Here is a 25924-nt window from a genome sequence, read left to right on the forward strand (position 1 = left end):
GCTACTTGTCGGGCCGCTTCTCGTCTTCGGGTGAAGCGGGACGACGTGCCGGCTCGGCGGAACGATCGAAGATATCGGCGTCGAGCACCAGCGCCTCAGCCTCGTCTTCGTCGGTAGCGACATCTTCGCCCGCTGCTTCTTCTTGCTGAGCCTTGCGACGTTCATTGAAGTAATGCCAAAGCGTCACCACCGCAGTACCGCCGACGGCAACGAGAAGGATGAGGTCGATGTATTCCTGCACAAAGCGTGCCACCGGGGGAATGTACCCAAGCAGAAAGCCCGCCATGGTGAGGCCGAATCCCCAGAGAACCGCGCCGATGAAGTTATAGAGCGTGTAGGTGCCCCTGTGCATGTGCCCGACGCCCGCCGCTACGGGGGCGAAGGTGCGCACCACCGGCACGAACCGGGCGAGAATGATCGTGAGGCCACCGAAACGCTCGAAGAAGGCATTGGTGCGCTGCACGTTCTTGACGCTGAAGAGACCGGACTCCTTGCGCTCAAAGATCGCCGGTCCGGCCTTATGGCCGATGAAATAGCCGACCTCGCCGCCAAGGAAAGCGGCCAGGCCGATCAGCAACGAAACCCACCAGATGTTGAGACCGAACACCATGCTGGTGTGGGTGAGAAGCCCCGCGATGATCAGGAGGGTGTCACCGGGGAGGAGAAATCCCACCAACAGCCCGGTCTCGGCGAAGACGATGAAGCAGACCACCACCAGCGCCCACGGGCCTGCGGCCGCGATGATCGTCTCGGGGTCTAGCCAGGGGATTAGTGCGATGTGGTGCACTGGGTGCGTCCCGTCGTCTTCTTCGGCGGTGGATGCCATTTACTGTGGCAGGTTGCGTCATCGTGCTCGTGCGGAAGGTGGGACTTGAACCCACACGCCCGGAGGCACAGGAACCTAAATCCTGCGTGTCTGCCAATTTCACCACTCCCGCGAGTGAGAACAGTCTAATGTCTCAGGGAGACACCCGTTGCAGAGACAGCGCCTGCAGTGGGCACAGCGCCACGGCGTCACGCGCTGCCGGCAAATCACGTCGCCCGATTGGCACATTCGACCCGGCGCCTTCGGTGGCGAGAGGATAGCCCCACTCGTCACGTTCGAGTTGTTCGAGCAACTCGGTACAAAGGCCGCGACCAGCGCAAGCGGTCCAATCGATGTGCAGAGAATGAGTCATCGCGACACCGACAATCGGCACTGACCGTTGAGGTGGCGTGCGACTTCGGAGGAGAAAGTTTCTAGGGTGCTCAGCACGAACCTCGCGGTGCCGTCGGGGTGATGACATGATCCGCGGCCAGCCACCAGAGCCGCCATGCGCCGCACTTCAATCTCGGTTGAGGCATCGGCGCGCCCAGCAGCGAGAGTCGAGAGAGTTTCGGCCATTCGCGGTAGACCGTTCGCGCACGGTCCGCACTGCCGAGCGGATTGCGATGCCAGATAGTTGGCGATTTCCGCGGCAGTGGCGAGCGGGCACTGTTCGCGCGATAGTGCGAAAAGAATGCCCGCGCCTGGAGCTGCCGCGAAGGGAGCCAGCGCAGCACGGCTGAGGGCGGTGCCCAATTGCGCGCGAGGCACCCACGCGCCGTGGTAACCGCCGACCAGCACGGCATCGGTATCTGCAGCGTCTACCCCCGCGACTTCCAGGGCCCGTGCGATCTCAATGCCGCCCGTTGCTTCCACGACACGGGTGCGACCTCGTGCGGTGATCGAGAGCAGGCGACTGCCAGGCTCATCCGCCGCGCCGACTGTGCGGTACCAGGCGCCACCCCAACGCGCCACCAAAGCGATGTGTGCGAGTGTTTCGACGTTCTGTACCAGGGTCGGGCGCCCCTTCAGCCCTCTCTCTGTCAGCCGCAACGAACGGTCTGTGGGAATTGCGCGGCCCCCGCCGACGGAGTTGACGATGGCAGACGCTTCACCTGAGATGAAGGAGTCAGCGCTTTCGTGCACGATGATTTTGCCGGCGTCCGCGCGTTCAGCGATGGCAGTGCGTACCGACGCAAGTTGACGAGCGCTCGCCGCAAGATAGGTCTCGCTTGCGTTTAGCGCTTCAGCTACGAGCAACAGTCCATCGATCACCAGGTGTGGAGCGCGCGTCAGTAGCGTGGCGTCTTTCACGCTGAGTGGTTCCCCCTCGGCGCCATTGCCGATCACGATTGGCGGGGCGGCATCGGGATCGATTGCCGCGAGCTTTCGCGAGGTCGGAAAGGCGGCTCCGCCGCGTCCGCCGAGCCCCGAAGCTTCAAGCTCACACAAGAGCGTCGCGCGGTTTGGCTGGGGAAGAACGCCATGGGTGCCGACGTGGCTTGAATACGAAGGGTGCGGGGCTGCAAGCAGACGCGACACGCCCGCGGGCGCGACGGCTTCGAGCTGAGCATCGGGAGCGGTGGAAACTGTCATGAGCGAATGCCGATTGTGTGAGTTGCCGCGGGGGTGTGCGCGGTGAAAGATGACGAGCCTCGTACAGTCGGCACGGCGATGTCTGGTCGCGAGAATCGAGACGTGAGGCGCCACACCACGGCGGCGACAACCGCCAGGGTGCACAACACGGCAAAACCGATGAACGCTGGGGAAGCGGCATCTGTCCCGGTGCCGAGGGCGTGTGCCAGCGCGATGGGCCACATCGCGTAAGTTCCCCAGTGAACCACCTTGAACGTGCGGCGTCCGATGCGGTTGCGCAAGAGTCCGGTGGCGATCACCGCCAAGAGCAGGTCGAATGCGACGGTGCCCATTCCCAGCCAGAACGGCCGGTACTCACCGAGAAATGGCACGACGAAGTCGATGAGCTCGAGTTGTGCGTAGGGGTCGAACAGTAACGTTCCGATGTGCACGACGATAAAAGCTGTCGCGAGTATTGAAGCATTGCGGTGCACAAGGGTGACGGCGAAGCGGGGCAGGCCAAAGGCGGGTCGTCCCGAGCGCGCAAGAATTCCGAGAAGCACCGACACGGTGAATAACGCGAGGCCGATAATGCCGGTGGCGCGGCCAACTGCCCAGAGTGCTTCATCCATCAAGCTGCGCTCCGAGCCAAGTCTCCGGGGGAAATTTCGCAGTCAACGGGCCAGTCGCCGGTGTACACGATTGAGCCGTCGCGCCCGACCAGTCGCGCAGCGACGCCCAAGCCGTTAAGCCACGACGCGGCTTCGTGGCCAGCGACAATGGCACCGGTGCTGAAGCTGTTTGCGCGCACGCAGGTTCGAGCCGCAACGGTGGCCGTCTTCCACACGGGCTCGGCGGGCAATCCTGTGGTGGGCGCAAGGATATGGTGCTGGCTTAAGCCTGCGCGATTCCACCGTCGCTTCTGTGTGCTGGACGACGCGAGCGCGCGCCCCGGCGTGACAGTGATTCGCGCGGCCGGATCGTCGGCGAGATCGCGCACCGTAATGCTCCAGCCCTCTGTAGGGGGCACACCTGCGGTGGCGATGTCTCCGCCCAGGCTGAGCAAGACGCCGCCACCCAGTTCTTCATGCACACGTGCGGCTGCCCAATCAGCGGCGACAGCTTTTGCGGTGGCGCCCATGTCGAGTGCGAGATGTGACGGCACCCGAAGAACGCCGTTGTGCAACGAGACACTTCGCCACCCCGCACGCACAGATACGACGGCCCGAATCAGCCCGCCGTTGTCTTCGATGAGCTCGATGTCTCGGTCGTATCCAATCGCGTCGAGAGCGTAACGCAGGGTTGGGTCTACACGGTCGTCAGTAAGTAGTGCCGCATCGAGCGCAGCCTGAACGAGGGCCGCCAGCATGGGGGTGACCGACGCACCGGTGGGGAGCGCTTCGTGCAGGCGAGCGAGCTCGGAGTCGCTGCGGAATCGGCTGCAGGCCGCATCCACTTCGGCGAGCAGATCGTCGACGAGCTGACTGGCCCGGGTCATTCGCACGGGGTCGTGAGCATCGTGCCCGCTGAGCACGAGGCGCGCGTCGGTGCTCCAGATGGTCCAGTCGCGCGTGGCAATGTCACCTGAAGCTGTCATGATCCGCTCGAGGTCGCGTTCGACTCTGAGCTTGTGTTCGAACTCACCGAGCCGGAGTCTTCGGTTTCGGTTGCTTCGGGCTCAGCGGTCTCCGTGCTCTCCGTCTCATCCGCGACCACGTCGGTGTTCGTTGCAGCCACCTCGGAGTCGTCGGTCGCCGTTTCGTCTGTCGTGGCTGCCTCATCGGTACTGGTGACATCGACGGTGGTTGTATCGACGGTGCTCGTCTCGCTCGTTGTCGTACCTTCGGCCACGGTTTCATCTGAGAGGGCGTCGCTGACGACGAGCGCGGCCGTACTGGCTGCAGCAATGCTGGCAACGCCAAGCATCAGGGTGGTCATCGCAGCCCTACGGCGTCCTCGTGCGCGTTCGCTCATCACTCTCACTCCTCGGGTAGCGGCTATCTCGGCTATTGATCTGAGTCTCAACAGCGCTGCTATGTGATTTCTATGAACCGATTTCGGCGAGCATATGGAAGTCGTTTCGTGCGCGTCTGCGCTGTCTCGTTCGCGGTGTCGCCGGCCAGCCTGTGGATAAGTTCAGCGGCGCGCGCTACGAAATTGCGAAGATTCTCCGGTGACCACCGTTACTCCTGCACCCGCTGCTCTCGTGGCAGACCGCGTTCGGGCACGGTTGCGCGAAGAACAAGCCGACCCCGCTCGCGACCCGGAGTTTGCAGCGCGAGTTGCTCGGGCGGAGGTGCGTCGGCACAACGACTTCGCTCTCGCCCGAGGGCTTCGTCCTGTCGACGACGAATCTGCGTGCGTGCGTGAAGTGCTCGCGACGGTGGCGGGATATGGTGCGCTTCAGCCCTATCTCGACGATCCCACAGTGGAGGAACTGTGGATCAATGCACCAGATCGCATATTCGTGGCAAGAGGCGGCGTGACGGAGCGCGTGCCCTTGACCCTCACCGACACGGCGGTGCGCGACCTTGTCGAGCGGATGCTGCAATCAAGCGGACGACGCGTTGATTTGAGTCAGCCGTTTGTGGATGCGTCGCTGATGGACGGGAGCCGCCTCCATGTCGTGATCCCAGATATCACCCGGAGACATTGGGCGGTGAATGTGAGAAAGTTCTTGCCGCAGTTTCGTGATCTCACCAAGCTTGTGGCGAGCGGCGCGGTGGAACCGATCGCGGCCACACTGTTGCGCGAGGCAATGGTCGATGGCAAATCGGTGCTGGTGTCAGGTGCGACTCACGCAGGCAAGACCACTCTCCTCGGTGCTCTCATTGCGGAGTGCCCTCCTCATATGCGAATCGTCACCGTAGAAGAGACGTTCGAACTCGCCGTCGGATCGCCAGACTTGGTTTCTCTGCAGGGCCGGCAGCCAAGTTTAGAAGGCACCGGCGAGGTGACGTTGCGGCGGCTTGTGAAAGAGGCCTTGCGCATGCGACCAGATCGGTTGGTTGTGGGTGAAGTGCGCGATGCCGAAGCACTTGACCTGGTACTGGCGTTGAACACTGGCGTGCCAGGCGCCGCAACAATTCACGCAAACTCCGCTGGAGAAGCACTTACGAAGCTTGCGTCGTTGCCGCTGTTGGCCGGACGTAATATCGATGCCGCTTTCGTGTTGCCTGCGGTGGCAGCATCCGTTGATCTCGTGGCGCACTGTCATCGCGATGCCGCCGGAAGACGGCGGGTCGTGGAGATCGTACAGCCCACGGGAGTCGTTGATGGTGGCATCGGTGCCCGCACGCTCTATAGAGCGGAGAGCCAATGACACTGTTTTGGGGAGCCGTACTTGCCGCAGGAATCTTGCTGACTGCGTCGCCTTGGATGTGGCCAGCACGCGCACATCGCGAAGCGTCGCGTGGTTCACGGCAGCTTATTCGCATGCTCGAAGAGGCTGGCCTAGACCGAGTAAGGCCGCTATCGATTGTGGCGCTCTCGATGCTGCTGGGCGCAATTGCGGCGGCCACTGCGTGGCTGAGTACCCAAGTATTCGCGCTCACTGCAGTCGGTGCGGCTGTTGGGATCGCGGCGCCGTTCTGGTGGCTGCGGGCGCGACGCCTCAGTCTGCTCCGCACCCGTCGTGCGTTGTGGTCAGACGTGTGTAGCTTGCTTATTGCCTCGGTGCGCGCGGGAATGTCGCTGAGTGACTCGGTGTCGTCGTTGGCGCACTCTGCGCCGCTGACGCTTCGACCGGCTTTTGCCGCATTTGCTAGCGATATCGCAGCATCTGGCCACTTTGATTCGAGTGCCATCGCGTTGGAAGAAAGGCTCGCTGACCCGGTAGCGGATCGGATCATCGAGACCCTCCGCATGGCGCGGCAGGTCGGTGGCACTGAGCTCATAAGCGTGTTGCGCGCGCTCGCAGAGTCTGTGCGCGCTGATGCGGCTCTGCGCGCCGAAGTGGCGGCCAAACAATCGTGGGTGCGGGGCGCTGCGAGTCTGGGCGTAGCCGCGCCGTGGGTGATCTTGGTCTTGCTAGCGTCACGCCCCGAAGCAAGAGGTGCCTATGCGAGCGCGGAAGGTGTGGTGCTCATCGTGGCGGGCGCGGCCGTCTCTGTCGTCGCGTATCGCGTAATGCTGGCAATCGGGCGCCTGCCTGAGCCGCGGCGGTGGTTCGGGTGAGCGCCTTGGCCCTGAACGACGCAGCGTTTGCGGTGCTGTTTGGCTCTGCGCTCGGCTTGGGAGTTTGCCTTCTGGTTTCGCTGGCGCCGAGATGGGGCGCAGTATCGCTCTCGCAGCGAATCGGTCCCTACCTTCGTGACATCACTGATCCGCAAGGAATCACGCCGTCGTCGCCGAGCGCGGGGCAGATCGGTGAGCTATGGAACGCTTTCAAGTCCCGCTTTGCCCGCCTCGCCGGCGGGGACCTATCGCTCGTGCGGCGCTTGCGTCAGGCGGGCAAGCCGGTCGATACCACTGCGTTCCGGGGCCGTCAGCTGGTTTGGTCGGTTGGCGGGCTGTTCTTTGGGGCCGCGTTGGTGGTGTTGCTGGTTCTGAGCGGACGAGGTTCGGTTTCGCTTGGAGCTGTGCCGATCTTGGCCGCATTCGCGGGCTTTTTTGCTTGTGACTTCATGCTGACCCGCGCCGCGAACGCGCGCGTGGCGCGCATTGAAGAAGAAGTGCCGACCGTGCTTGAGTTTCTTGCGCTTTGCCTTGCGGCAGGGGAGGGCATCCTCGACTCGCTTCGTCGTGTCGGCAACGCTGGCGCTGGTGATTTCAGTGCGGAGATTCGCACTGTAGTTGTGTCGGTAGGCACAGGGTCTTCGCTGAGTGAGTCGCTGGCGCGCCTATCGCGATCGTTGGAGATTCCCGCTACTTCGCGCGCCATCGATCAGCTGATTTCCGCAATTGATCGCGGGGCGCCACTCGCCCAGGTTCTGCACGCTCAGGCGCTTGATTCACGCGAACAGGCGAAACGTTCACTCATCGAGCGCGCGGGGAAAAAGGAAATTCAGATGCTGGTCCCACTGGTGTTTTTGATCCTGCCCCTCAGCGTGTTGTTCGCTGTGTTCCCCGGCATTTTCATGCTTCGACTCGGAATCGGCTAGTGCAGGTTTCTGCGCAAATCAAAGGAGAGAGATGATTCGTCACTACCTACAAATATTAGCGGGGCGAGCGCGCAAGGCGTCAGCTGAATTCGCCGATGATGAGCGCGGCGATGTGCCTGGATGGGTGCTGATCACCCTCATGACTGCCGGCTTAGTCGTCGTGATCTGGGCGCTTGCCGGCCCGGCACTTGCCGGTCTGTTCGAACAGGCCATCTCCAGTGTTTCAGGCTTCTGATCGGTGCTGATCATTGGTGACGGCTTAGCTGGAGATTCGGGCGATGATCGAGGGTCGAGCCCCGTCGAGTTTGTACTCGTGGGCGCCTTACTCACATTCCTGACTCTCGGGGTACTGCAGCTTGGCCTTGCGACCTATGTGCGCAATGTTGTGCACGACGCAGCTGTGGAAGGCGCCTATCACGCGGCGCTCGCCGACACCACGCTGAGTGAAGGCGCAACCCGCACACGAGCGATAGTCGCGCGCACGGTGGGGCCGGACTACGCGACGGATGTCACCGTGCGAACCACCACTGCGCTCGGCCATACTGCCGTCGAGATGCGGGTCACGGCGAGCCTTCCGCTGGTAGGTCTCTTCGGCGCCCCGCATGCGCTGGAGGTGGTCGCGAGTGCACCCGCAGAATCTTTCGACTGACCCCATCTGCGAAGGTGCAACTGACAGCGAGCGAGGCTCAGCGGCGCTGGAGTTCATTCTCGTCGGCATAGTTCTGCTGGTGCCATTGGTGTACTTGATTCTCGCGCTCGGTCAGATTCAAGGCCAAACGCTAGGTGCAGAGGCAGGTGCTCGCCACATCGCGAGAACGATTGCGACGAGTTCGAACATAGAGGACGCGCGCTCGGGCGCGAATCGCGTCCTCGCCTCGGTCGCAGAATCGTATGGAATGGAGCCGGACAGAGTCGAATTCGCAATGGAGTGTCGCCCCGTCGAAGCAGCCTGCCCGTCCGCTGGCGCAACAGTGATCGTGACCCTGACCACCACGGTCACGCTGCCGCTGATGCCCTCCGTCCTCGGCATTGATGGGATAGCAACCGTGCCCGTAGCAGCTACGGCGGCGCAGAAAATGTCACGCTTCTGGGGAACGACGAGATGACTGGGCGCTCGGCGGCGAGAACACCCTCAGCTCAGCATGACGATGAGGGCAGCATCCTGATCCTGACTCTGGGATACGCGGTGCTTGCCATCATTGTGACTCTGGTGTGCGTCGATGCGACGAGTCTTTACATTGCGCAGAAGCGTTTGGACGCGGTGGCCGACGCAGCCGCGATCGCGGCGGCTGATAGCTTCACGCTGACCGTGCGAGACGGCACTGCGATTGCGGAGCTGAGTTCGGACGCCGTTCTTGCAGAGGCTCGTGTACTGGTGGATGCCGTCGGGCGAGGTGCGAGCGTTGTTGCGGCGTCATCGCCCGACGGGATCTCTGCGCAGGTCACCGTGGCTCAGACCTGGCGACCGCCGGTGATGACGCTGTTCGTGCCTGACGGTGTGGGATTGGAATCCACCGCTACCAGTCGCACCGCGTTGCGGTGAGTGGGAACTAGTGCACTAGCGCTTGATGCCGAAGAGAAAGTAGCTCGCTGGTCCGATCCAGTTCACCATGATCGCGGGAACCCACACCCACTTGGGGCCCTTTACGTCGCGGTCGCGGCGCATGCGAAGGTCCCAAAGGGCGAGAAACGCGAATGCAAGCTGGGCGATCGTGAGAACGCCGAATCCCACCCGTCCAGCAGGAGTGCGAACCTTCTTGGTTGTCATTGTGATTCCTTTCGCGCCAGCTTCCATCATGCCTCAGCGGTGGTGATTTCGGCCATGCTCAGAAGCCATTTGTGTTGAACCATTCGCGGCGTCGGTTGTACGCGTCGGTTGTCTCGGCGGGGTCGAAGGTGTTGTGCTCGGCGAGCACGTTACCGGTGATCTCGACGAAACGGTGGCAGAGAACGCACCGCCCCCGCCCGTCGGGATATCCGTCCGCCATGGTCGATGCGGGGACGCTGGGCGCGGCTGAGCCTGCGCAGCGCGGCGGGTCGGCGGCAGCATCCACCCACATGATCATTCGATGCTTGTGCAGACCGGGGTGCCCGAGCGCGCGAGTGCACCGACGGGATGCATTGCGGCTTTGGCAGAATTTCATGACCTCACTCATGTGCCTGCACCGCCGGACTGCGCTCGTGGCACGAAGCGAGGCACCCAGCGGGCGAACGCGATTGCGCCGAGGACACCGATTGCTCCCATTGCGCCGGTTGCGACAGCGAGCGTCGACACCGCCGCGATCGCCGAGACAAGCAGTGGCGCGAACGCTCCGCCCGCGTCTGTGAGAGTGCGCCAGGAGCCGAGAAAAGGTGCCGGGTTCGCCCTGGGCGCGACGTCGGCGCCCAGTGTCAGCAGAATTCCGCTCGACAGCCCGTTGCCGACTCCGAGTACTGCGGCAAACATCGAAAACCACATTGCTGATTGGTCAAGATCGTGCGTGAATGCGAGGGCGATGAACCCCCCACTCATAAGCAGCATGGCGGGCAGTGCAGCCCACAGCCGGCCAAAGCGGTCCATTACCTGACCGCTGGCATAAAACAGTGCGAAGTCGATAGCACCCGAGATGCCGACGACGAGTGCAATCGTCTGCGCATCCAAGCCGATCGAGACGCCCCAGAGCGGGAGCACAACCTGTCGCGCAGAGCGAACGGCGGAAAGCGAGGCTGCAGCGAGCCCTAGTCGTGAAAGCAGTTGGCGGTAGCGCCACATCGTGCGAAAGACGCCGACGCGCTCGGTGATCGGGATAGAGCCCGTCACGACTTCGCCGGTATCCTCGACGTCGCTCACGGGGATAGTGAATCGCTGACGCACCGCGAACTCTGCCTCTGGGTCGGGGCCGAGCAGTACGAGCAAGATCGTGGCGACAAGACATGCGGCAAAGAACCAGATCGCGGCGCGCTCGTCTCCGAAGATTGCAAGCAGTGTTGCTGCCACGAACGGACCGACGAACATGCCCAAACGAAAAGTGCCGCCGAGCAATGACAGCGCACGAGCGCGGTAGGCGAGCGGCACTCTCGTCGTCATGAACGAATGCCGTGCCAGACCGAACGCAGCGGCGCAGAAGCCAATCAGCAACACCGACAGCGCGAACGCGCCCAGCGACGGCGCGAGCGCCATTGTGACCGCACCCACGATCGCGATTGTGCCAGCGATCGCCATCGTGATTCGTTCGCCGAGGCGCGCGACAGCCCATCCAGCGGGAAGATTTCCCGCCAGTTGCCCAATCACAAGGGCTGAAGCTACGAGCGCGGCGGTAGCGACATCGGCCCCCAGCTCTGCGGCAATTACCGGGATCAGTGGGATGATCGCCCCTTCGCCGAGCGCAAAGAGCAACGTTGGTCCGTAGATCATCGGACCGAATCCCCACAGCACTTCGCGTGCTGTCACGGGTTGGCGATGGTCTGGCACGCTTTCCACGTTAGTCTGGACTGTCATGCTTGACTTCGATCTTTCCGCTGAAATCCAGGCGCTGCGCTCGACCTTCGGTGATATCCGCGCCGTGGTTGACGTCGACGCACTCACCGCTGAAATCGCACGCCTCAGCGAGGCTGCGGGCGTGCCCGATCTTTGGGACGATCCGGATGCTGCGCAGAAGGTCACGAGCGCACTGAGCCATCGCCAGAGCGAGCTCAAGCGCATCAACGAGATCCAGCAACGCCTCGACGACCTTGAGGTGCTCGTCGAACTCGCAAACGAGATGGACGACGAAGAGTCGGCCGATGAAGCGCGCAAAGAGCTCGCCGATTTGACCGCGGTGATGGGGCACCTCGAGGTGCAGACCCTGCTCGACGGCGAGTATGACGCGCGGCCCGCCGTCGTCACAATCCGTGCGGGCGCCGGTGGCGTCGACGCTTCGGACTTCGCCGAGATGCTTTTGCGCATGTACCTGCGTTGGTCAGAGCAGCACAACTACAAAGTCACTGTGATGGACTCGTCATATGCAGAAGAGGCCGGCATCAAATCGGCAACGTTCGAGGTCGACGCACCCTATGCCTTCGGCACGCTGAGCGTTGAAGCTGGTACCCATCGACTCGTTCGCATGAGCCCTTTCAACTCGGCCGGCAAACGCCAAACAAGCTTTGCGGCCGTCGAAGTGATTCCGCTCATGGAAGAAGCCGTCGAGGTTGACATTCCCGAAGCCGACCTTCGGGTAGACGTTTTCCGCTCGTCGGGCCCGGGTGGGCAGTCGGTGAACACGACGGACTCCGCGGTGCGACTGACGCACCTTCCAACCGGCACGGTTGTATCGATGCAAAACGAAAAGTCGCAGATCCAAAACCGCGCCGCAGCCATGCGCGTTTTGCAGTCCCGCTTGTTGCTTCTTCAAAAAGAGCAAGAAGCGGCGACGAAGAAAGAGCTGGCAGGCAACATCACCGCGAGCTGGGGCGATCAGATGCGCTCTTACGTGCTCGCGCCGTACCAGATGGTCAAAGATTTGCGCACCGATCATGAAGTCAATAACCCGTCGGCAGTGTTTGACGGCGACCTCGACGGTTTCATCGCCGCGGGAATCCGCTGGCGCAAGCGCAAGATCGAGGATTGATTCGCTAGCCCCGTGTCGCGCAGGCGCTCAGCCGAACAGCGGCTTAGGCTCGTTAGGCCATGATCCGGTTCGAGAACGTCACCAAGAAATATCGCGGCACGGCGAAGCCGGCTTTGCACAACGTCGACTTCGAAGTGCTCCGCGGCGAGTTCGTGTTTCTCGTCGGCGCGTCCGGTTCGGGAAAGTCGAGCTGCCTGCGGCTCATCCTGCGTGAAGACACGCCCTCTGAAGGACGCGTTGTCGTGCTTGGGCGCGACCTCAAGACGCTGTCGAACCGCAAAGTACCCTACTTTCGGCGCCATATCGGCGCGGTGTTTCAGGATTTTCGACTCCTGCCAAACAAGACGGTGTTTCAGAACGTTGCCTTCACGTTGCAAGTGATCGGCTCATCGCGAGGTTTCATTCAACAAGCGGTGCCCGAGGTGCTCGCTCTGGTCGGCTTGGCGGGCAAAGAGAAGCGCTTCCCGCACGAACTCTCCGGCGGCGAGCAACAGCGCGTGGCAATTGCCCGTGCACTGGCGAATCGGCCCCCGGTGCTGCTCGCTGATGAGCCGACCGGAAACCTCGACCCCGCCACGTCAGTCGACATCATGCAGTTGCTTGCACGAATCAACGCGGGCGGTACAACCGTGGTCATGGCCACTCACGAGGCAGGCTTCGTTGACCAAATGCAGCGCCGGGTCATCGAGCTACGTCACGGTGTGATCATGCGAGATGAGCGCCACGGTGGGTACGGCGATAGATCGGGCCTGCCTTCGCTGGCCCCGCTACCCGAAAGGGGAGCGGCGGCAGTTGCTGCGCTCACAGCCGTGCTCGAAGTGCAGCGTGAGGTCGCTGAGGCTGCGTTGCTTCAGGCAGCACCCGAGACCGCCGAGGCTGAACTCGCTCACGGCGAGGCCGAACCCATGGCGTCAACGACTCCGCAGGCTCAGCCCGAGACGTCAGTAGATGAACCGAGCACGACCCAGTCGGTCGCCGAGGGGGCTCCTTCCGCGCAGGCCTCGACCGGCCCGGTGTCGCTCGCGGACCTTGCCGCTGAAAATGACACGGGTGCGTACGATGTCGCAGAGTTGGGCCTGGCCGACAAGCTCGGTCTCGGCGATGACGATGACCAGAGTGAAGTGGGGCCCACCTCGTGAGGTTCGGGTTGGTATTGTCCGAGGCGCTCTCGGGCTTACGCCGCAACGTGTCGATGGTCATCTCGGTCGTTTTGGTGACCTTCGTGTCTTTGACGTTTGTCGGTGTTGCAATGCTGATGCAGATGCAGATCGGCACAATGCGAGACTTCTGGGTAGATCGCGCCCAAGTCGCCATCTACATGTGCACTGACATCTCGCAAGCGTCCACATGTGCTGACGGGGTTGCCAATCAAGACCAGATTGATGAGGTGCAAAGCACACTTGACAGTGCAGCGCTGTCAAGCCTGATCGGAGACGTGCGCTTTGAAACGCGCGAAGAAGCGTATGACAACGTCATTGAGCTTCTCGGGGACGACTACGCGAGCGTGATCACCCCAGAGCAGATGAACGAGACGTTCTGGATCAACCTTATTGATCAACGGGACTCCGACATCATTCTGGAAGCGTTCACGGGCACTGCCGGCGTTGAAGAAGTGCTTGATCAGCTGCAATACCTAGAGCCACTATTCTCTGCGCTCACGGTCGCTACCTACATCGCCGTGGGCATCGCAGTTCTCATGCTGGTGGCTGCTGTCTTGCTCATCGCTACCACGATTCGACTCTCGGCGTATGCGCGACGGCGGGAGTTGGGGATCATGCGGCTCGTGGGCGCATCAAATCGCTTCATTCAACTTCCGTTCGTTCTCGAAGGTGTTTTCGCAGCATTGATCGGTTCGATGCTGGCGAGTGGGGCAGTGTTGGCGGGCGTCCACTTCGGCGTCAATGACTACTTGCGCAACCGCATTGACTTCGTCACGACTTGGGTCGGCATGGACGAGGCCTGGCTGGTCATTCCTGTGCTGATCGTGCTCGGGGTGGTGTTGGCAGGGTTGTCGGCAGGTTTCGCGATCAGGCGCTGGCTTCGCGCATAGGCCGCGCTGCGCCACGGGTCCGCGCTCTTGCTATGCTGGAGGGCTGTCGCATCGAGGTGCGACGCACAGCTCAACTATCTCAAGGAGTCGGCATGCCAAGGGAACGCGGTGAAAAGGTCATTGCGACCAATCGTCGTGCCCGCCATGACTATGCCATTGAGAAGACGTACGAAGCAGGCATGGTGCTCACCGGCACTGAAGTGAAGTCGCTTCGGCAGGGACGAGCAAACCTCTCAGATGGCTACGCCTACATCGACGGCGGAGAGGTCTTTCTTGATGCCGTGCATATTCCGGAGTATTCGCAGGGGCACTGGACGAATCACTCCTCCAAGCGAGTTCGCAAACTCCTGCTGCACAAGGAAGAGATTGTCAAGATCTCACATGCGGTCTCTGCGGGTGGATACACGCTGGTTCCGCTGAAGCTCTATTTCTCGGATGGCCGCGCGAAGGTGGAGATCGCCGTCGCGAAGGGTAAGCGCGAGTTTGAGAAGCGTCAGACGATTCGCGAGCGTGAAGACAAGCGCGAAGCCGAACGAGCCATGCGCAGCCGCAACCGCATGGGCGACTGACTGCGTCTTAGTCAGCTCGCGCTGAAGCGTGCCTCGACCGTCGCCGACACTACGATGTCAACGGGTTGCAGGCTGAGACCCTGTCCGTCCGCCATCGGCGCGCCATCGAATGAGGTTGCCATCAAACGCCGATCACCCTGTGCCGGGTCGGCGTCCACGTTGCGGGTGAGCAGGCCCACGTCGGCAATTTCAACGGGCCTTACTGTGGTGAGCCCGACAGCCTCGGCATATGCGGTTGCGCGATCAACAGCATGTCGCACAGCCGCAGAAGCGACGACTTTTTCGGTAGCGGCGTGCATTTGCGGGGTGAGGCGCCAGTCGATGGTGCGCAGCTCGACGCCCTCGCGTTCGATAACCCCGGTCGCCCACCACGATAGGGCTGCGAAGTCGGAGAAGACAACGGAAAAATCGACGGAGGCATAGTGCACGGGCGCGAGCCGTTGTCCGTCCCCCGACCAGGGGCGATCTGACCACATCGACACTCGCTGGCTCGACCACTCGATGATGGTGTCGTTAGCATCGCGTGCCTCGAGGTCGTTACGCACTGGCTTTGTCAGTGAGGTGATCTTCTCAACGAGGGGACCGCGCTCGGGGCCCTCGGCGCGAACAGAAATCCGCGCGGTTGCTAGCTCGGGGGGAATGCGGGCCTCGTGTTCGCCCCTGACGCTGATGACCACATCACTCATGCTTCGACCCTAGCTTTTCGGATTGCTATTGAGCAGCGTCGGGCGACTGAATGTACTGCAGATAGTCCGCTTGCGGAGCCCAACGAACATCGGAGTCGGTGAAGAGATACCCGTCGCCCCCGTCGATGCTGAAAAGCGCCCCCTCGTCGCGGTTTGAGCGGGTGTACCCCTGGGCAACCAAATAGTCCTGTGCGCCGCTTTGATCTCCAGCGGCGAGGGGTGCCCATGCGAGATCTATGACGTTGTCGGTGGGAATATCTTGCCCTTCTCCCCACCTGCAAACGATTTGGTCCTCCGGTGGGCCACCGGGGAATGCATCAAACGGCTGTGCACCGATCTGTTCATCGGTGGTCTCCCACGAGACGAAGCCGTTCTCGGCCATGATGCTGTGGAACTCATCGGTAGAGATCGTGGCGCACGTCACGGAAATCGCTGTCGGCGTGGGCGTCTCGCTGGCCGTCGGGCTGGGCGACTGCGTTGGGGCCGGAGTCGCCGTTGCAGTCGCTGTCGGCGAGGCGGTGGCAGCTTCGTCAGCATCGCCTGCGAAAACGAAGAGACCGATGACAAGGCCTGCAACCACTGCGATGATGGCCCCGACGATCCAGATTGCTCGCTTGCTCACTCGCTGAGGCTACCCGATGAGGGTGTCGGCGCTCGCGAGCTTGTGCCACGAACTCGACGTGGTCTCTGAGGGGGTGTATCCTGAAATGCTTGGATGCTTCAGCAACCATGCAGAGTAGTTCAACCTTGGTAATTCAACAGAGTGACAACGGCCCCTTCGAAAGAAGGACACCTCATTTGAGGCCACGGGGATGATCGGTTTCGACATTGCCTGTGAATCTGCGGGAAGCGGGCCGAGGATGCAGGGTTATCTCGTAAACGATCTCTGCAAAACTATAAGTGCCGATGCAAAGCGCACTGAGTTCGCCCTCGCTGCATAAGCGAGCCTGAACTCCGTTGGACCGTAGGCGTTCCCGCTACGGATTCCAGCGTCATCTAGGGAACTTGCTGCGTGATGGCGTCTGGACATCACGCGGGACTCTTCCCAGGCTGGGCTCGTCTACTTAGGTGTCTGTGACAAAAGTAGGAGCCGAGCAGAACGTTCTCACAGAATGCGCCCGGAGAAGACGCAGTCTTGCAGCAGTGGACGGGGGTTCGATTCCCCCCATCTCCACAAACCGTTGTCACCGCCAAAGGGCCCAACTCCCGCGTAACCACGCGGAATTTGGGCCCTTTGAGTTGGGCTTTTTTGACGCTCAAAATTGAAATCGCCCACAAATCGCCCACATTTCAAATGCTTTTGGTAGTCGGTTTTTGATTCCCGAAGAAGCATTTGAGCGTTTTGCGGCGTGCGAGTAGCGGGTTTCGGACATGATTCCGACGAGATGCGGCGCCGCTGATCCGAGGTGAATCGGTCGGGGGCAGCGGCCGCGTTGCTGCTACTGGTCGTAGCCTGACGCGGTTGCGGCGACTTTGCGCAGTGCGGTCAGTACGGTGCGAACGGGTGAGAGCGCGAGGGAGTCTGGGCGGGCGAGCACATCGACGTGGCGGACGAGTTGGATGCCCGTGATGGGGCGCAAAACCATTCCTTCGGTCGCGAGGGATGCTGCGGTGATGCGCGGCATGATCGCGATACCGGTGCCGCTGCGCACGATCTGCGCAGCGACGAAAAACTCGTTTATGTAGTGATCGATGCGCATCGGCTGTCCGATTGCCGCACTGAGGTGGTCAAGTACTCCTGCCAGGGGAAATCCGTCGTGCACAGAAATCCAGTGTTCATCGCGCAACTGTTCGGGGCTGATGCTGCTCTGAGACGCGAGCGGGTGGTTCTCGTGAATGGCGATGTCGAGTGGTTCGACGAACAACGGCGTGACCTTGAGTCGCGACGACCATGCGGGATCGTGGGCGAGACGGTGCGCAATCACGAGGTCGTGGTCGGCGGTCAGCGCACCAAACTTGCTGTGCGCCACGTCTGCATCGCGCAGCGACAGGGCTGGGCCGTCCGCGAGTTCGCCGAGGAGCGGGCCGAAGAGTGCGAACCCCGCGCTGTGAAAGGCCGAAATGCTTACTGGCCGATCTTGTTGATCAAGGAACGAATCGACCGCATCGCGAGCTAGGGCCAACGCTACTTCCACTTGCATTCCCGCGTTGGCGAGTGCCTGGCCTGCCTCTGTGAGAACAAGATTGCGGCCACTCTTGCGCGTCAGTGGCACCGGAATACCTGCCTGGAGTGCTGCAAGCTGTTGCGACACTGCTGAAGCGCTCACGTGCTCGGCCTCGGCGACGGCCGCCACGCTACCGCGGTCGCCCAGTTCGCGCAGTAGCCGAAGTCGTACGGGATCCATAAGTAGATACTAAATGGTCGACTTAGACAGTGGCCGTTGTTCTTATGGGTTGCGTGCCCAGATAGTAGAGCTGTGTCCACCCGCATCCGTCGAGTCTCTCTGATTGACCTCCTTCTTGTGGGCGTCGCCGCTGTGTGGGGTGCGAGCTTCTTATCGGCCAAAGACCTCGCAACCGAAGTCGGTGTGCTGCCAACGCTTGCGCTTCGCTTCGACGTTGCCGCAGTCGCCGTCGCGCTGATCTTCGTGGCACGCCGAGAGAAATTTCCTAGAGGCCGGGGCTTGCTGATCGCGGGCGTGCTTGGATGCACACAGGCCGCTGTGATCGGCCTCGAAACATGGGGTGTTCATCTCACGTCAGCCACGAACGCCGGCCTGCTCATCAGCCTCGCACTCGTCATGACTCCTGCACTTGAGGGATTGGCGTCGCGGTCTTGGCTGCCACGCTCGTACTTTGTGGCCGCGGTGGCTGCCGTCGTCGGTGTCGCACTCCTGGTTTCGGATGGTGGTTTTCGGCTACCTACGGTTGGCGACGCGCTCGTCATACTCGCCGCCGCAGTGAGAGCGGTGCACGTCACGGCTAGTGGACATCTCACCCGCGGGCGCGCCGACAGCTCTCTCGGAATCGTGGTCGTTCAAATGCTGGTGTGCGCCCCGGTCTTCTCCCTTGCCGCGGGGCCCAACCTGCCCGCCGTTGTCTCGGGGCTCAGCCCGCGAGGGTGGGGTAACGTCCTATTTCTCGGCCTGCTGTGCTCCGTTTTTGCGTTCGTCGTGCAGCTTTGGGCTGTGCGTCGCACCTCGGCCGCGCGGGCAAGCATCTTGCTGGGATCCGAACCGGTGTGGGCGCTGCTGGTCGGAGTCGTGCTGGCAGGGGAGATGATCGGACCACTCGGAGCCTTCGGTGCGCTGATCATTATCGGTGCGAGCTACGCTGGCCAAGCGATCGAGCGCCGCCACCGGCTTTCCAACGCGAGCACAGCCAAAGTTCTCGTCTACGAATAGGTCGTAGCTCCCAAAAGGAACTGTGGTCGTGTCGGTATATTCCAAGGATGGGAAAGCAACTCGGACTCGTTCTCGGCGGCAGCGCTCTGATTGCGCTCTTCCTTGCCTGGATGCTCCTAAAGGGAACCAGCGCGGTTCAAGCATGGATTGATCCGAACCCATTGCTTGGCCTCGTTGCGTGGGGGATTGCGTGGTTGTGTTTGCTCGGCGGAGCCGCGCTGATCGCTCGCGTTGCGTTCCGTATGGAACCAGGTTCGGTAAACGAGATCGATTGATGTCGTGGCCGACGCGCTGTGAACACAAGGTGATGCGGTGGTCGCCCTCAGCCAGTGGGTGATCGCTCGGAGAACGACACCACCGCGGTAGGTGAGCGCCAACTTGTCGTAGCGGGTAGCGAGTCCCCGCCATTGCTCGGTCGCGTTGAACCCGCCGCTGGGGGTTTACGCGCAAATATTCCACTGAGCGAGAACGGCTCGGTGATCGCTGCCCTCGACGTAGAAACTGTCCCAGCCGGCGGGGGTAGCACCTCTTGCGAAGACGTGATCGATCGCTGTGAAAGCGGGGACGGGCTTCTCTTCTGGCCATGTGGCCCAGGGGATAGGTCCTGCCGCTTCGGCGGCGGAGCGCAACCCAGACGCCATCCGGCGAAGCACGGGGTGGGCGAATGATGCGTTGAAGTCGCCTGCGATGACGACGCGGGCTTCGGGGGTCTGATTAGCCCACATTGCAATGTCTTCGATCCCGGAATACCAGCCGTTCGGCTGCCATACCGGTGGGGGTGGATGGACGGCAGCCAGTCTGACTTTGCTTCCTCCCGGAAGGGTCGTGACGGCGCTGACTTGGTCGAACTCGCTTCCGGGGATGTTCTCCTTCAGCGACAACGGGTAAGCGGAAAGGATCACGCTCCCGTTTGCCGCTCCCGGGCTGACCTCGCGGGTGCGGTGAGGTAAAACCTTGGCGAGCTCGTGTTCGCCGAGGACGGCCTCAATGAGCGTCTCATCCGTCTCGAGGAGGACAACGGCGTTGGGCTCAGTCTTTCGAACGAGTTCTGCCAGTGCGGTTGGACTGGCTCCGGCGAGCTTGGCGTTGAATGACAACACAGTCAGCGGTGCGCCAGTCTCACAAGACGCCTGGGCTGAGTGAAGCGGCGTGAGGGCGGGTGCACCGCTGATCACTGCGCCGATGAGTAAGACCAACGCCGCCACCCACGCACGGAAAGCCAGCGACGTGATGCCGAGTAGGAGCAGAACAACCGCTCCGAGGGGCACAAGTGCCTGAGCAACCGGAATCGCGGAGATCCCCCGAATGTCGAGATAGGGCAGCATAGCGGCGCCGACAGAAATGACCACCGCGACCGCTGTCCAAATGATCAACCACCGCCGCCGCGGACCACGGCGTGAGGTGCCTGCATTTGGACTGCTCATCTTAGTCATCATGGCATCGCCGCTCCTGGATCGTAGACGAGTCGTCGCGTCAGGCGCCCCGTCAAATTTTCGGCGCAAACACTTCGGGAGCATCGACCGTTTCACACTCGGGCGACGGACTAATGGCCAACGGTGGCTTCTGAGCGCGGCGCCGAGCGTGCTCGCAGATGGATGCGCTTGCCTTCTTTGCTGAAGATAGACAAAATCTCCGTGGGCTCTGAGCCGGCCGATGAGAGCCAGTGCGGAATGCGGGTGTCGAACTCGGCGGCTTCGCCAGCCCCAAGTTTCACTTCCTGCGTGCCGAGGACGAGCCGCAGGTGTCCGGAGAGCACGTACAGCCACTCCTGCCCGTCGTGCACTTTCAGGTCGGGTACCGTGGCGGTGCCGCTCGGGTTTGCCGGGTAAATGACCTTGTAGGTCTGGACAGGGCTGGACTCAGGCGAGAGTGATTCATAGCGGATCTCGCCGACACGCTTCGTCGAGCGCTGGACGCGCGGATCTGCCACTGCGCGCGGCACGATGTCGTCGAGCTCGAGCCTCAACGCGCGAGCGATAGGAACAACGAGTTCGAGGTTGGGTGCGCGCTTGCCCGCTTCCAGTCGCGACAGGGTACTCGAGGAGATCCCCGTTGTCTCGGAAAGCTCGGCGAGCGTCATGCTGCGTTTCTCCCGCCAACTCCTCAGCCGGGGTCCGATGAGAGCGAGCGATTCGTCAAGCATGTCGTCCGTTCTTGCTGATTTGGCATCAATATTTGCTGACAACATATCAGCACACCAGGCTGAGACCATGACGAAGTACCTCCCTACACCTGTTCCTGAACTTGCCGTTGACCCCTCGCTTCGCGCGATATCCGATGAGCGGTGGGACGTGGTCATTATCGGCGGAGATACCGCCGGACTCAGCGCGGCGCTCATCCTCGCTCGCGCACGACGCCGAGTGCTGGTGATCGACGCGCAAGAACCTCGCAACAGATTCGCACCGCACATGCACGGTGTGCTTAGCCGCGACGGCTACTCGCCGCTGGACCTCGTGGCTGACGGCTACCGCGAGGTTCAGGCCGTTGATGGAGTAATCGTGCACACCCGTGTGATGGAGGCAAGAGCCGTCGCCGAGGGCTTCGAAGTTGTCACCGAAAGCGGCGATCGCGCCACTGGGCGTCGCCTCATTGTCGCGACAGGAGCTCGCGACGTTCTGCCCGGCATTCCGGGGCTCGCCGAACAGTGGGGACGAGGAGTTTTCTCGTGCCCATACTGCGATGGTTACGAAGCCACAGGACGTGTGATCGGAGTGCTCCTCGGATCTGTGATGGGTCTCCACAAAGCGCACATGCTGCGGTCGTACTCGACCGACCTCATCGTATTCACAGCGCTCGCGGGACCGATACCCGATACCGATAGGCAGGTTCTGCAAGAACGCGGGATGCGGCTGGAGGATCGAGTAGTCACCCATCTCGTCGCGACGGACAACCAGGTCACCGGGCTCGCACTCGCGGACGGCACGGTGACCACAGTCGATGTGGTGTTCGCGGAGCCGGCACTCGTCAGCCTGGGCGACCCGCTCACGCAGCTCGGCGTCGAGCTCACTGACACCCCGTTCGGATCGTGGCCCACCGTTGACACCTCGGGTAAGACGAGCGTTGACGGAGTATGGGCGGTGGGAAACGCCGCAAACCCGGCCGCGCTCGTGCCCATCGCAGCTGGATCCGGTGCGACCGCAGCCCTTGCGATCAATGGCGAGTTCGTGGCAGAAGAGGTCGCCGCCGCAACCCAGCAGGCCGCACGCCGGAATGGAGAATGACCACCGTGGATCAATCGATGGATGACTCGATCAAAGACCCCACCGAGTTCTGGGAGGCACGGTACCTATCCCAGCGAGGCGAGAGCGGACATGTCTGGAGCGGCGGCGTCAATGCGGCGGTAGAGCGTGAGGTGGAAGGCCTGGCTCCGGGCAAAGCCCTCGATCTCGGGTGCGGCGAAGGGGCGGACGCCCTGTGGATGGCCGCGAAAGGATGGACCGTGACGGCCATTGATATATCCGCCACAGCCCTGGCAGTCGGAGCCGCGGCGGCAGTCGAGCGGGGGCTGTCGGATCGCATTGAATGGGTGCAGGCCGACCTGGCCTCGTGGCATCCGTCCGAGACGTACGACCTGGTGTCGGCCGCCTTTCTGCACTCTCCCGTCGCGCTACCCCGCGAGGTGATTCTGCGTCGCGTTGCGTCTGCAGTGGAGCCCGGCGGACGCCTGCTCATCGTCGGGCACGGCGCGTTTCCGTCCGGCGCAGTCCACGGTGATCACGACCAGGATGCTGTGCCACTGCCGACACCGGACGAGGTTCTCGCGGCGCTTGATCTACCGGACAGCTGGGCCATTGAGACGAAGAAGCATGTTGACAGACCCGTCGCGTGGCGTGACGGAACAGATCTGACCCTCGTCGACACCATCCTCAAGGTGCGCCGACCAGCGGGCACTTAGACGGGCCAAAGACGACCGACGTTGGCGTCGAGTCCGCCCTGATTCATCCGACCGGCGACGTCATCGAGGTCGTCATCGAAGAGGTCCGCATACGTGTCGAGGGTCATCGCTGCGGACTTGTGACCGAGCATCCGCTGCACAGCCTTGACGTTCGCTCCCGACGAGATCGCGAGGCTGGCCGCGGTGTGCCGCAGGTCGTGAGGGGTGAGCCGATCGATGTCGGCCGCCTCGAGCGCTTTCGCAAACCACGAGTTGAGACCAGCCATCGTGTTCGGCCGGCGCAGGTGTTTGCCTTCGGCGTCGCAGATCACAAGATCTTCGGGACCCTTGCCACGAATGAGTCGCTTGAGCGGGTCTTCAAGAAACGCAGGAAACGGCACGAGCCGGCGCTCCCAGTTCTTCGGCACTCCGACGACGATCTTGCCATCCACCTCGACCGCCGCACGACTGACAAGGATGCGGCGGCGCGGGAAGTTGATGTCGCGCACGTGCATCCCGATCGCCTCACTCCACCGAAGACCACAGTAGGAGAGGATCAACACGATCATCTTGTGAGTGTCGTTCGTCGTCGCGCCAGCGAACCGGATCACCTCGGAGTTAGTGAGATAGCGGCGCGGCTTATCGGAAATCTTCGGCGGCAGGTTCTGCGCACCGCGGGCAGGGTTGCGGGGGAGACGACCGTCGCGTACGGCAGTGTCGAGAATGCCGGCGAGTACCCCAAGGTTGCGGTAGACGATCGACGCCGACCGCGGGCGCCCGACGACGCCCTTGCTCTTCGTGCGGTTCGTGATCGCACTGCCTTCAGAGATCTCACGTATCCACTGCTCCACCATCGACGGACGGATGTCGCCGATGCGCGTGTTGCCCCAGCGAGGGAAGACATACACGCGCCACGCCACGTCGAGGGAGTGGTACGACGACGGCTTGATGGCGGGCTTCTTGTTACGCAACCAATCCACACCGAGCGCGCCGACGGTAATGCGCGCTTCACCGGGATCGGTGTACGAACCCTTCGACATCGAGACGCCAATGTTCGCGAGGTAGAGCTCAGCTTCGCGCTTCGTGCGGAAGCCCTTCTTCTCGACCTGCAGTTGGCGATCGTTGCGCCAGCGCGCGCGGTAGCGGCGGCCAGCGCTGATCTCGTAGCTCGTGATGCTTCCCATGACGTCCTCGCGGCCAGAGTAAACCTAGCGGCGGACAGCCGTTCGCCGTCGAGCACTGCGCCGATCACGAGCGCTAAGGCGGCTGATGGACAGAGCGACGGCGAGAAGTGTCCGGTCGTTCGCTCGGTCCTCGTCCTATGTGTGCGTCACGTCGGAGAGTTCAATGGGCCTTGGTTGTTGATGCGCTCGCGAAGTTGGTGTAAGTACGCATCATCAAGTTCGGATCCCCGGCCGAACGTTATGCCCTCTACCACGAGTGCATGCAGATGTGTGCGAGCTTGCTCACGTCCGCTCAAGCGGCGGACGAACGTGCTACTCGTGACGTCGTCGTGCTCGCTCATTTGTTCGCCACGAACTGCTCCAGAGCGTCAGGAAGTGACACATTCATCGTCGCCATGACATCAGGGTAGGCGCGATGCGGAGTTTGTAATCGCGCCTCGCTTCATCCTGACTGCACGACACCCAACGCATCAGCCGCTCGTGAAGCGGGTGTGTTGAGTACGCTCGAAAACGTGAAGACATCCAGGTTCAGAGACGCAAAAACGGCTCATAACAGCGAAGAGCGGCGCTAGACGTGATTGGAGATCTTCTGGACGCGCTAGCCGAATTTTTCGGTGGCGTGGCACGCTGGTTGCGCGCGAAATGGTGGCGAAGACCTCCGCGATAGACCACAACGAAACCATCGCTATTTCTGTTTAGAGGACACAACCAGAACTAACGCGAGCAACAGTTCTGGTTATAAGAGGTGTGGTGGCTTCCGAAACGGGAATCACCACGCCACTAGTGATCGCAGCGGCGGAGAGCGTGATGTCTCAAGGTGCGTCGACCGCCCCTTCCAAGAGTGAGCGCGCGAGGAGTGTCGAGCCGGCAACAGCTGCCGGCATTGTCGCGACGGCACCCAAGGGCACGAGAAAGCACAGCTACGTGGCAACGCCGAAGCCCAACACGCGCGCCGACCCCGTCGCACTGCGTTCCTTGAGTTCGGCGGCAGCCTTCTCAGTGAACGTGAACGCGACGATGGACCGCGGCTTAACGTCGGTGGCGATCAGGTCGGCCACGCGTTGCGAGACCACCTCAGTCTTACCCGAGCCTGCCGCCGCGATTATCTGGATGTGACCGCCCCGGTGGGTGACTGCTGATGCAGCGTCGCCTTCGATGAATGTCACGATAGCGGGAACCAGCCGGACCTGGGATATTCGCCGTGTCGATGGTTTGTGGCAAGCTGATTAAAACTGGGGAATCTTTCGCGCACACACGCGGTGTGACCGTGCGAAAGAAACTCGCGAAACTAGGCTCGCGAGTGGGAGAAGGTACAGCTGTGGCGACAATTTCGACGGGCGGGGGCTCGAGTGCGGTCGCCGCATCGGCGCATGCGGCATGCCCACGTTTTCGGGGGACGGATTCGTTGATCACGGGCCGGCCGCGCCGCAAGCTTGCTGCCGATATCGGCTTCGAAGACGAGGGCGTCGGTATCCCAGAAGCGCGCTGGATGCGCGCGATGACTACATGGAGATATGGACCCTCGCGACCGTACCGCTGGCAGGTAAACTGCGGCGACCGCGCTCACGACTCGAGGACTGGATGATGGTCGACGCGAATGATCAGATCGTCGCCTCGCCGCTGGTCGAGAAGCACATTATGTCGGACGCAGACGGATGGTTCCCGATCGGCTCCTTGAACGAGTGGGAGCGCAAGGTCGTGTTGGCCGAACTCGCAGACGTTACCTGCGATGGCTGGTACCGCAACCCGGCCCGCGCGTCGGTCGATGCGCTGGGCATCACATACCGCGATGTGTCGGGAAACTGGCGGTCGATGCATCCCGACTTCCTGTTCTTCCATGAGATCGATGGCGAGATGAAGGCGTCGATCGTTGACCCGCACGGCCATCACCTGGACGATGCGATGGTCAAGCTCCGTGGGCTGGCAGAATTCGCTCGCGACTACGGCGACTCTTTCCACCGAATTGAGTCTGTTGCCAACGGGTCGAGTGGACCCGCGCTGCGTTCGCTCGATCTCAAGAATCCGGCACTACAGCGGGCAATTCTCGACGGTGCCCGCACAGTCGTCGACTTCTATGACGGGGAGTTTGCGATTGAGCATGGGCGTACGCGTACGCGTACGGAGAACGATTGATGTCTACGACTACGCG

The 25924-nt window shown here is 62.0% G+C and carries 32 protein-coding genes, 1 tRNA gene, 1 other RNA gene and 1 pseudogene; 17 read left to right on the plus strand and 18 right to left on the minus strand.

The features are described 5' to 3' along the window. Nucleotide 1: 1 nt before the first annotated feature. The 7 genes from AB0O81_RS01095 to AB0O81_RS01125 form a co-directional block, all read right to left on the minus strand. A complete protein-coding gene (locus tag AB0O81_RS01095; protein ID WP_363580359.1) occupies nucleotides 2–826 on the minus strand; it encodes a DedA family protein in 825 nt (274 codons plus the stop codon). A 30-nt stretch (nucleotides 827–856) separates the two neighbouring features. Next, nucleotides 857–938: transfer RNA gene (locus AB0O81_RS01100), tRNA-Leu, on the minus strand. A gap of 21 nt (nucleotides 939–959) precedes the next feature. After that, the gene (locus AB0O81_RS01105) at nucleotides 960–1178 is read right to left on the minus strand and encodes a ferredoxin (RefSeq protein WP_363580361.1); all 219 of its coding nucleotides are present in this window, start codon (nucleotides 1176–1178) and stop codon (nucleotides 960–962) included. Beyond that, complete coding sequence (locus AB0O81_RS01110; RefSeq protein WP_363580363.1) at nucleotides 1175–2401, minus strand: NADH-ubiquinone oxidoreductase-F iron-sulfur binding region domain-containing protein; 1227 nt, start codon at nucleotides 2399–2401, stop codon at nucleotides 1175–1177. Before AB0O81_RS01110 ends, AB0O81_RS01105 begins: the two co-directional genes overlap by 4 nt. Further along, nucleotides 2398–3012, minus strand: coding sequence for a ferric reductase-like transmembrane domain-containing protein (locus tag AB0O81_RS01115; RefSeq protein ID WP_363580365.1), 615 nt, complete (start codon nucleotides 3010–3012; stop codon nucleotides 2398–2400). Before AB0O81_RS01115 ends, AB0O81_RS01110 begins: the two co-directional genes overlap by 4 nt. Beyond that, nucleotides 3012–3977 (minus strand): FAD:protein FMN transferase, encoded by a 966-nt coding sequence (locus AB0O81_RS01120; RefSeq protein WP_363580367.1) that lies wholly within the window; start codon nucleotides 3975–3977, stop codon nucleotides 3012–3014. Before AB0O81_RS01120 ends, AB0O81_RS01115 begins: the two co-directional genes overlap by 1 nt. Beyond that, entirely contained in the window at nucleotides 3974–4354 is a 381-nt protein-coding gene (locus AB0O81_RS01125) for a hypothetical protein (RefSeq protein WP_363580369.1), read from the minus strand. The genes AB0O81_RS01120 and AB0O81_RS01125 overlap by 4 nt, the downstream gene beginning before the upstream one ends. Nucleotides 4355–4553: 199 nt before the next feature. On the opposite strand from AB0O81_RS01125, the gene AB0O81_RS01130 reads away from it, so the two are divergent. From AB0O81_RS01130 to AB0O81_RS01160, 7 genes are read left to right on the plus strand one after another with little or no spacing between them, the layout of a single operon-like run. Then, nucleotides 4554–5702 carry an ATPase, T2SS/T4P/T4SS family gene (locus tag AB0O81_RS01130; RefSeq protein WP_363580371.1) on the plus strand — a complete coding sequence of 383 codons (1149 nt, stop codon included), beginning with the start codon at nucleotides 4554–4556 and terminating at the stop codon, nucleotides 5700–5702. Continuing rightward, complete coding sequence (locus AB0O81_RS01135; RefSeq protein WP_363580373.1) at nucleotides 5699–6556, plus strand: type II secretion system F family protein; 858 nt, start codon at nucleotides 5699–5701, stop codon at nucleotides 6554–6556. The genes AB0O81_RS01130 and AB0O81_RS01135 overlap by 4 nt, the downstream gene beginning before the upstream one ends. Then, nucleotides 6553–7482, plus strand: a complete 930-nt coding sequence (locus AB0O81_RS01140) for a type II secretion system F family protein (protein ID WP_363580375.1) — start codon at nucleotides 6553–6555, stop codon at nucleotides 7480–7482. The genes AB0O81_RS01135 and AB0O81_RS01140 overlap by 4 nt, the downstream gene beginning before the upstream one ends. A gap of 31 nt (nucleotides 7483–7513) precedes the next feature. Next, nucleotides 7514–7717 (plus strand): hypothetical protein, encoded by a 204-nt coding sequence (locus tag AB0O81_RS01145; protein ID WP_363580377.1) that lies wholly within the window; start codon nucleotides 7514–7516, stop codon nucleotides 7715–7717. Between the two features lie 3 nt (nucleotides 7718–7720). Beyond that, on the plus strand, nucleotides 7721–8131 hold the full coding sequence (locus tag AB0O81_RS01150) for a TadE family protein (protein WP_363580379.1): 411 nt from the start codon (nucleotides 7721–7723) through the stop codon (nucleotides 8129–8131). Then, nucleotides 8106–8588, plus strand: coding sequence for a TadE family protein (locus tag AB0O81_RS01155; RefSeq protein WP_363580381.1), 483 nt, complete (start codon nucleotides 8106–8108; stop codon nucleotides 8586–8588). Before AB0O81_RS01150 ends, AB0O81_RS01155 begins: the two co-directional genes overlap by 26 nt. Then, nucleotides 8585–9025, plus strand: a complete 441-nt coding sequence (locus AB0O81_RS01160) for a pilus assembly protein TadG-related protein (RefSeq protein ID WP_363580383.1) — start codon at nucleotides 8585–8587, stop codon at nucleotides 9023–9025. Before AB0O81_RS01155 ends, AB0O81_RS01160 begins: the two co-directional genes overlap by 4 nt. Before the next feature lie 15 nt (nucleotides 9026–9040). Here AB0O81_RS01160 and AB0O81_RS01165 read toward each other — a convergent pair whose 3' ends face one another. The 3 genes from AB0O81_RS01165 to AB0O81_RS01175 all read right to left on the minus strand — a co-directional run bounded on the left by AB0O81_RS01165 (nucleotide 9041) and on the right by AB0O81_RS01175 (nucleotide 10876). Then, entirely contained in the window at nucleotides 9041–9250 is a 210-nt protein-coding gene (locus tag AB0O81_RS01165) for a PLDc N-terminal domain-containing protein (protein ID WP_363580385.1), read from the minus strand. Nucleotides 9251–9308: 58 nt separating this feature from the next. Then, the gene (locus AB0O81_RS01170; protein WP_363580387.1) at nucleotides 9309–9548 is read right to left on the minus strand and encodes a hypothetical protein; all 240 of its coding nucleotides are present in this window, start codon (nucleotides 9546–9548) and stop codon (nucleotides 9309–9311) included. 86 nt (nucleotides 9549–9634) lie between these two features. Then, a complete protein-coding gene (locus AB0O81_RS01175) occupies nucleotides 9635–10876 on the minus strand; it encodes an MFS transporter (RefSeq protein WP_363580875.1) in 1242 nt (413 codons plus the stop codon). Nucleotides 10877–10958: 82 nt separating this feature from the next. Here AB0O81_RS01175 and prfB point away from each other — a divergent pair, with 82 nt between their 5' ends. From prfB to smpB, 4 genes are all read left to right on the plus strand, one after another. Next, a complete protein-coding gene (prfB, locus tag AB0O81_RS01180; RefSeq protein WP_363580389.1) occupies nucleotides 10959–12068 on the plus strand; it encodes a peptide chain release factor 2 in 1110 nt (369 codons plus the stop codon). A 59-nt stretch (nucleotides 12069–12127) separates the two neighbouring features. After that, nucleotides 12128–13207: a cell division ATP-binding protein FtsE gene (gene ftsE / locus AB0O81_RS01185; RefSeq protein WP_363580391.1), complete on the plus strand. Its 1080-nt coding sequence runs from the start codon at nucleotides 12128–12130 to the stop codon at nucleotides 13205–13207. After that, nucleotides 13204–14118 (plus strand): permease-like cell division protein FtsX, encoded by a 915-nt coding sequence (gene ftsX, locus AB0O81_RS01190; protein ID WP_363580393.1) that lies wholly within the window; start codon nucleotides 13204–13206, stop codon nucleotides 14116–14118. The genes ftsE and ftsX overlap by 4 nt, the downstream gene beginning before the upstream one ends. 92 nt (nucleotides 14119–14210) lie before the next feature. Then, nucleotides 14211–14687, plus strand: a complete 477-nt coding sequence (smpB, locus tag AB0O81_RS01195; RefSeq protein ID WP_363580395.1) for an SsrA-binding protein SmpB — start codon at nucleotides 14211–14213, stop codon at nucleotides 14685–14687. 11 nt (nucleotides 14688–14698) lie between these two features. On the opposite strand, the gene AB0O81_RS01200 is transcribed toward smpB, so the two are convergent. Together AB0O81_RS01200 and AB0O81_RS01205 are read right to left on the minus strand one after the other, a co-directional pair. After that, entirely contained in the window at nucleotides 14699–15373 is a 675-nt protein-coding gene (locus AB0O81_RS01200) for an SIMPL domain-containing protein (RefSeq protein ID WP_363580397.1), read from the minus strand. 25 nt (nucleotides 15374–15398) lie between these two features. Next, nucleotides 15399–15995 carry a hypothetical protein gene (locus AB0O81_RS01205; protein WP_363580399.1) on the minus strand — a complete coding sequence of 199 codons (597 nt, stop codon included), beginning with the start codon at nucleotides 15993–15995 and terminating at the stop codon, nucleotides 15399–15401. Between the two features lie 186 nt (nucleotides 15996–16181). Here AB0O81_RS01205 and ssrA point away from each other — a divergent pair. Continuing rightward, nucleotides 16182–16550: a transfer-messenger RNA gene (gene ssrA / locus AB0O81_RS01210) on the plus strand. Nucleotides 16551–16812: 262 nt separating this feature from the next. Here the strand turns inward: ssrA and AB0O81_RS01215 are convergent. Further along, nucleotides 16813–17718, minus strand: a complete 906-nt coding sequence (locus AB0O81_RS01215; protein WP_363580401.1) for a LysR family transcriptional regulator — start codon at nucleotides 17716–17718, stop codon at nucleotides 16813–16815. A gap of 72 nt (nucleotides 17719–17790) precedes the next feature. Here AB0O81_RS01215 and AB0O81_RS01220 point away from each other — a divergent pair, with 72 nt between their 5' ends. Continuing rightward, nucleotides 17791–18717 (plus strand): DMT family transporter, encoded by a 927-nt coding sequence (locus AB0O81_RS01220; RefSeq protein WP_363580403.1) that lies wholly within the window; start codon nucleotides 17791–17793, stop codon nucleotides 18715–18717. A 47-nt stretch (nucleotides 18718–18764) separates the two neighbouring features. Next, complete coding sequence (locus AB0O81_RS01225) at nucleotides 18765–18992, plus strand: hypothetical protein (protein WP_363580905.1); 228 nt, start codon at nucleotides 18765–18767, stop codon at nucleotides 18990–18992. 54 nt (nucleotides 18993–19046) lie between these two features. Here the strand turns inward: AB0O81_RS01225 and AB0O81_RS01230 are convergent. The 3 genes and pseudogenes from AB0O81_RS01230 to AB0O81_RS01240 form a co-directional block, all read right to left on the minus strand. Beyond that, nucleotides 19047–19152, minus strand: a pseudogene (locus AB0O81_RS01230) (IS5/IS1182 family transposase); the annotation flags it as partial. Nucleotides 19153–19157: 5 nt separating this feature from the next. Next, nucleotides 19158–20141, minus strand: coding sequence for an endonuclease/exonuclease/phosphatase family protein (locus tag AB0O81_RS01235; RefSeq protein WP_363580405.1), 984 nt, complete (start codon nucleotides 20139–20141; stop codon nucleotides 19158–19160). A 119-nt stretch (nucleotides 20142–20260) separates the two neighbouring features. After that, nucleotides 20261–20905 carry an XRE family transcriptional regulator gene (locus AB0O81_RS01240; protein ID WP_363580407.1) on the minus strand — a complete coding sequence of 215 codons (645 nt, stop codon included), beginning with the start codon at nucleotides 20903–20905 and terminating at the stop codon, nucleotides 20261–20263. Nucleotides 20906–20927: 22 nt separating this feature from the next. Between AB0O81_RS01240 and AB0O81_RS01245 the strand changes: the two genes are divergently transcribed. Together AB0O81_RS01245 and AB0O81_RS01250 are read left to right on the plus strand one after the other, a co-directional pair. After that, nucleotides 20928–21938 (plus strand): NAD(P)/FAD-dependent oxidoreductase, encoded by a 1011-nt coding sequence (locus AB0O81_RS01245; RefSeq protein ID WP_363580409.1) that lies wholly within the window; start codon nucleotides 20928–20930, stop codon nucleotides 21936–21938. Further along, complete coding sequence (locus AB0O81_RS01250; protein ID WP_363580411.1) at nucleotides 21935–22612, plus strand: class I SAM-dependent methyltransferase; 678 nt, start codon at nucleotides 21935–21937, stop codon at nucleotides 22610–22612. Before AB0O81_RS01245 ends, AB0O81_RS01250 begins: the two co-directional genes overlap by 4 nt. On the opposite strand, the gene AB0O81_RS01255 is transcribed toward AB0O81_RS01250, so the two are convergent. Together AB0O81_RS01255 and AB0O81_RS01260 are read right to left on the minus strand one after the other, a co-directional pair. Beyond that, the gene (locus tag AB0O81_RS01255; RefSeq protein ID WP_363580413.1) at nucleotides 22609–23775 is read right to left on the minus strand and encodes a tyrosine-type recombinase/integrase; all 1167 of its coding nucleotides are present in this window, start codon (nucleotides 23773–23775) and stop codon (nucleotides 22609–22611) included. The genes AB0O81_RS01250 and AB0O81_RS01255 overlap by 4 nt on opposite strands. 920 nt (nucleotides 23776–24695) lie before the next feature. Next, on the minus strand, nucleotides 24696–24941 hold the full coding sequence (locus AB0O81_RS01260) for a UvrD-helicase domain-containing protein (RefSeq protein ID WP_363580415.1): 246 nt from the start codon (nucleotides 24939–24941) through the stop codon (nucleotides 24696–24698). A 418-nt stretch (nucleotides 24942–25359) separates the two neighbouring features. On the opposite strand from AB0O81_RS01260, the gene AB0O81_RS01265 reads away from it, so the two are divergent. After that, nucleotides 25360–25908 (plus strand): hypothetical protein, encoded by a 549-nt coding sequence (locus AB0O81_RS01265; RefSeq protein WP_363580417.1) that lies wholly within the window; start codon nucleotides 25360–25362, stop codon nucleotides 25906–25908. Nucleotides 25909–25924 lie beyond the last annotated feature (16 nt).

Source organism: Microbacterium sp. NPDC076911 (genome assembly GCF_040687125.1).
Lineage (GTDB): Bacteria > Actinomycetota > Actinomycetes > Actinomycetales > Microbacteriaceae > Microbacterium.

What these genes read in the sequence shown, in the direction of transcription:
- AB0O81_RS01250 (WP_363580411.1), top strand. Translation starts at nt 21,935, where the DNA reads ATGACCACCGTGGATCAATCGATGGATGACTCGATCAAAGACCCCACC.
- AB0O81_RS01170 (WP_363580387.1), bottom strand. Translation starts at nt 9,548, where the DNA reads ATGATCATGTGGGTGGATGCTGCCGCCGACCCGCCGCGCTGCGCAGGC.
- AB0O81_RS01120 (WP_363580367.1), bottom strand. Translation starts at nt 3,977, where the DNA reads ATGACAGCTTCAGGTGACATTGCCACGCGCGACTGGACCATCTGGAGC.
- AB0O81_RS01125 (WP_363580369.1), bottom strand. Translation starts at nt 4,354, where the DNA reads ATGAGCGAACGCGCACGAGGACGCCGTAGGGCTGCGATGACCACCCTG.
- AB0O81_RS01215 (WP_363580401.1), bottom strand. Translation starts at nt 17,718, where the DNA reads ATGGATCCCGTACGACTTCGGCTACTGCGCGAACTGGGCGACCGCGGT.
- AB0O81_RS01145 (WP_363580377.1), top strand. Translation starts at nt 7,514, where the DNA reads ATGATTCGTCACTACCTACAAATATTAGCGGGGCGAGCGCGCAAGGCG.
- AB0O81_RS01240 (WP_363580407.1), bottom strand. Translation starts at nt 20,905, where the DNA reads ATGTTGTCAGCAAATATTGATGCCAAATCAGCAAGAACGGACGACATG.
- ftsE (WP_363580391.1), top strand. Translation starts at nt 12,128, where the DNA reads ATGATCCGGTTCGAGAACGTCACCAAGAAATATCGCGGCACGGCGAAG.
- AB0O81_RS01135 (WP_363580373.1), top strand. Translation starts at nt 5,699, where the DNA reads ATGACACTGTTTTGGGGAGCCGTACTTGCCGCAGGAATCTTGCTGACT.
- AB0O81_RS01105 (WP_363580361.1), bottom strand. Translation starts at nt 1,178, where the DNA reads ATGACTCATTCTCTGCACATCGATTGGACCGCTTGCGCTGGTCGCGGC.
- smpB (WP_363580395.1), top strand. Translation starts at nt 14,211, where the DNA reads ATGCCAAGGGAACGCGGTGAAAAGGTCATTGCGACCAATCGTCGTGCC.
- AB0O81_RS01255 (WP_363580413.1), bottom strand. Translation starts at nt 23,775, where the DNA reads ATGGGAAGCATCACGAGCTACGAGATCAGCGCTGGCCGCCGCTACCGC.
- AB0O81_RS01165 (WP_363580385.1), bottom strand. Translation starts at nt 9,250, where the DNA reads ATGACAACCAAGAAGGTTCGCACTCCTGCTGGACGGGTGGGATTCGGC.
- AB0O81_RS01160 (WP_363580383.1), top strand. Translation starts at nt 8,585, where the DNA reads ATGACTGGGCGCTCGGCGGCGAGAACACCCTCAGCTCAGCATGACGAT.
- AB0O81_RS01175 (WP_363580875.1), bottom strand. Translation starts at nt 10,876, where the DNA reads ATGATCTACGGACCAACGTTGCTCTTTGCGCTCGGCGAAGGGGCGATC.
- AB0O81_RS01115 (WP_363580365.1), bottom strand. Translation starts at nt 3,012, where the DNA reads ATGGATGAAGCACTCTGGGCAGTTGGCCGCGCCACCGGCATTATCGGC.
- AB0O81_RS01110 (WP_363580363.1), bottom strand. Translation starts at nt 2,401, where the DNA reads ATGACAGTTTCCACCGCTCCCGATGCTCAGCTCGAAGCCGTCGCGCCC.
- AB0O81_RS01200 (WP_363580397.1), bottom strand. Translation starts at nt 15,373, where the DNA reads ATGAGTGATGTGGTCATCAGCGTCAGGGGCGAACACGAGGCCCGCATT.
- AB0O81_RS01225 (WP_363580905.1), top strand. Translation starts at nt 18,765, where the DNA reads ATGGGAAAGCAACTCGGACTCGTTCTCGGCGGCAGCGCTCTGATTGCG.
- AB0O81_RS01235 (WP_363580405.1), bottom strand. Translation starts at nt 20,141, where the DNA reads ATGAGCAGTCCAAATGCAGGCACCTCACGCCGTGGTCCGCGGCGGCGG.
- AB0O81_RS01265 (WP_363580417.1), top strand. Translation starts at nt 25,360, where the DNA reads ATGGTCGACGCGAATGATCAGATCGTCGCCTCGCCGCTGGTCGAGAAG.
- AB0O81_RS01095 (WP_363580359.1), bottom strand. Translation starts at nt 826, where the DNA reads ATGGCATCCACCGCCGAAGAAGACGACGGGACGCACCCAGTGCACCAC.
- AB0O81_RS01245 (WP_363580409.1), top strand. Translation starts at nt 20,928, where the DNA reads ATGACGAAGTACCTCCCTACACCTGTTCCTGAACTTGCCGTTGACCCC.
- prfB (WP_363580389.1), top strand. Translation starts at nt 10,959, where the DNA reads ATGCTTGACTTCGATCTTTCCGCTGAAATCCAGGCGCTGCGCTCGACC.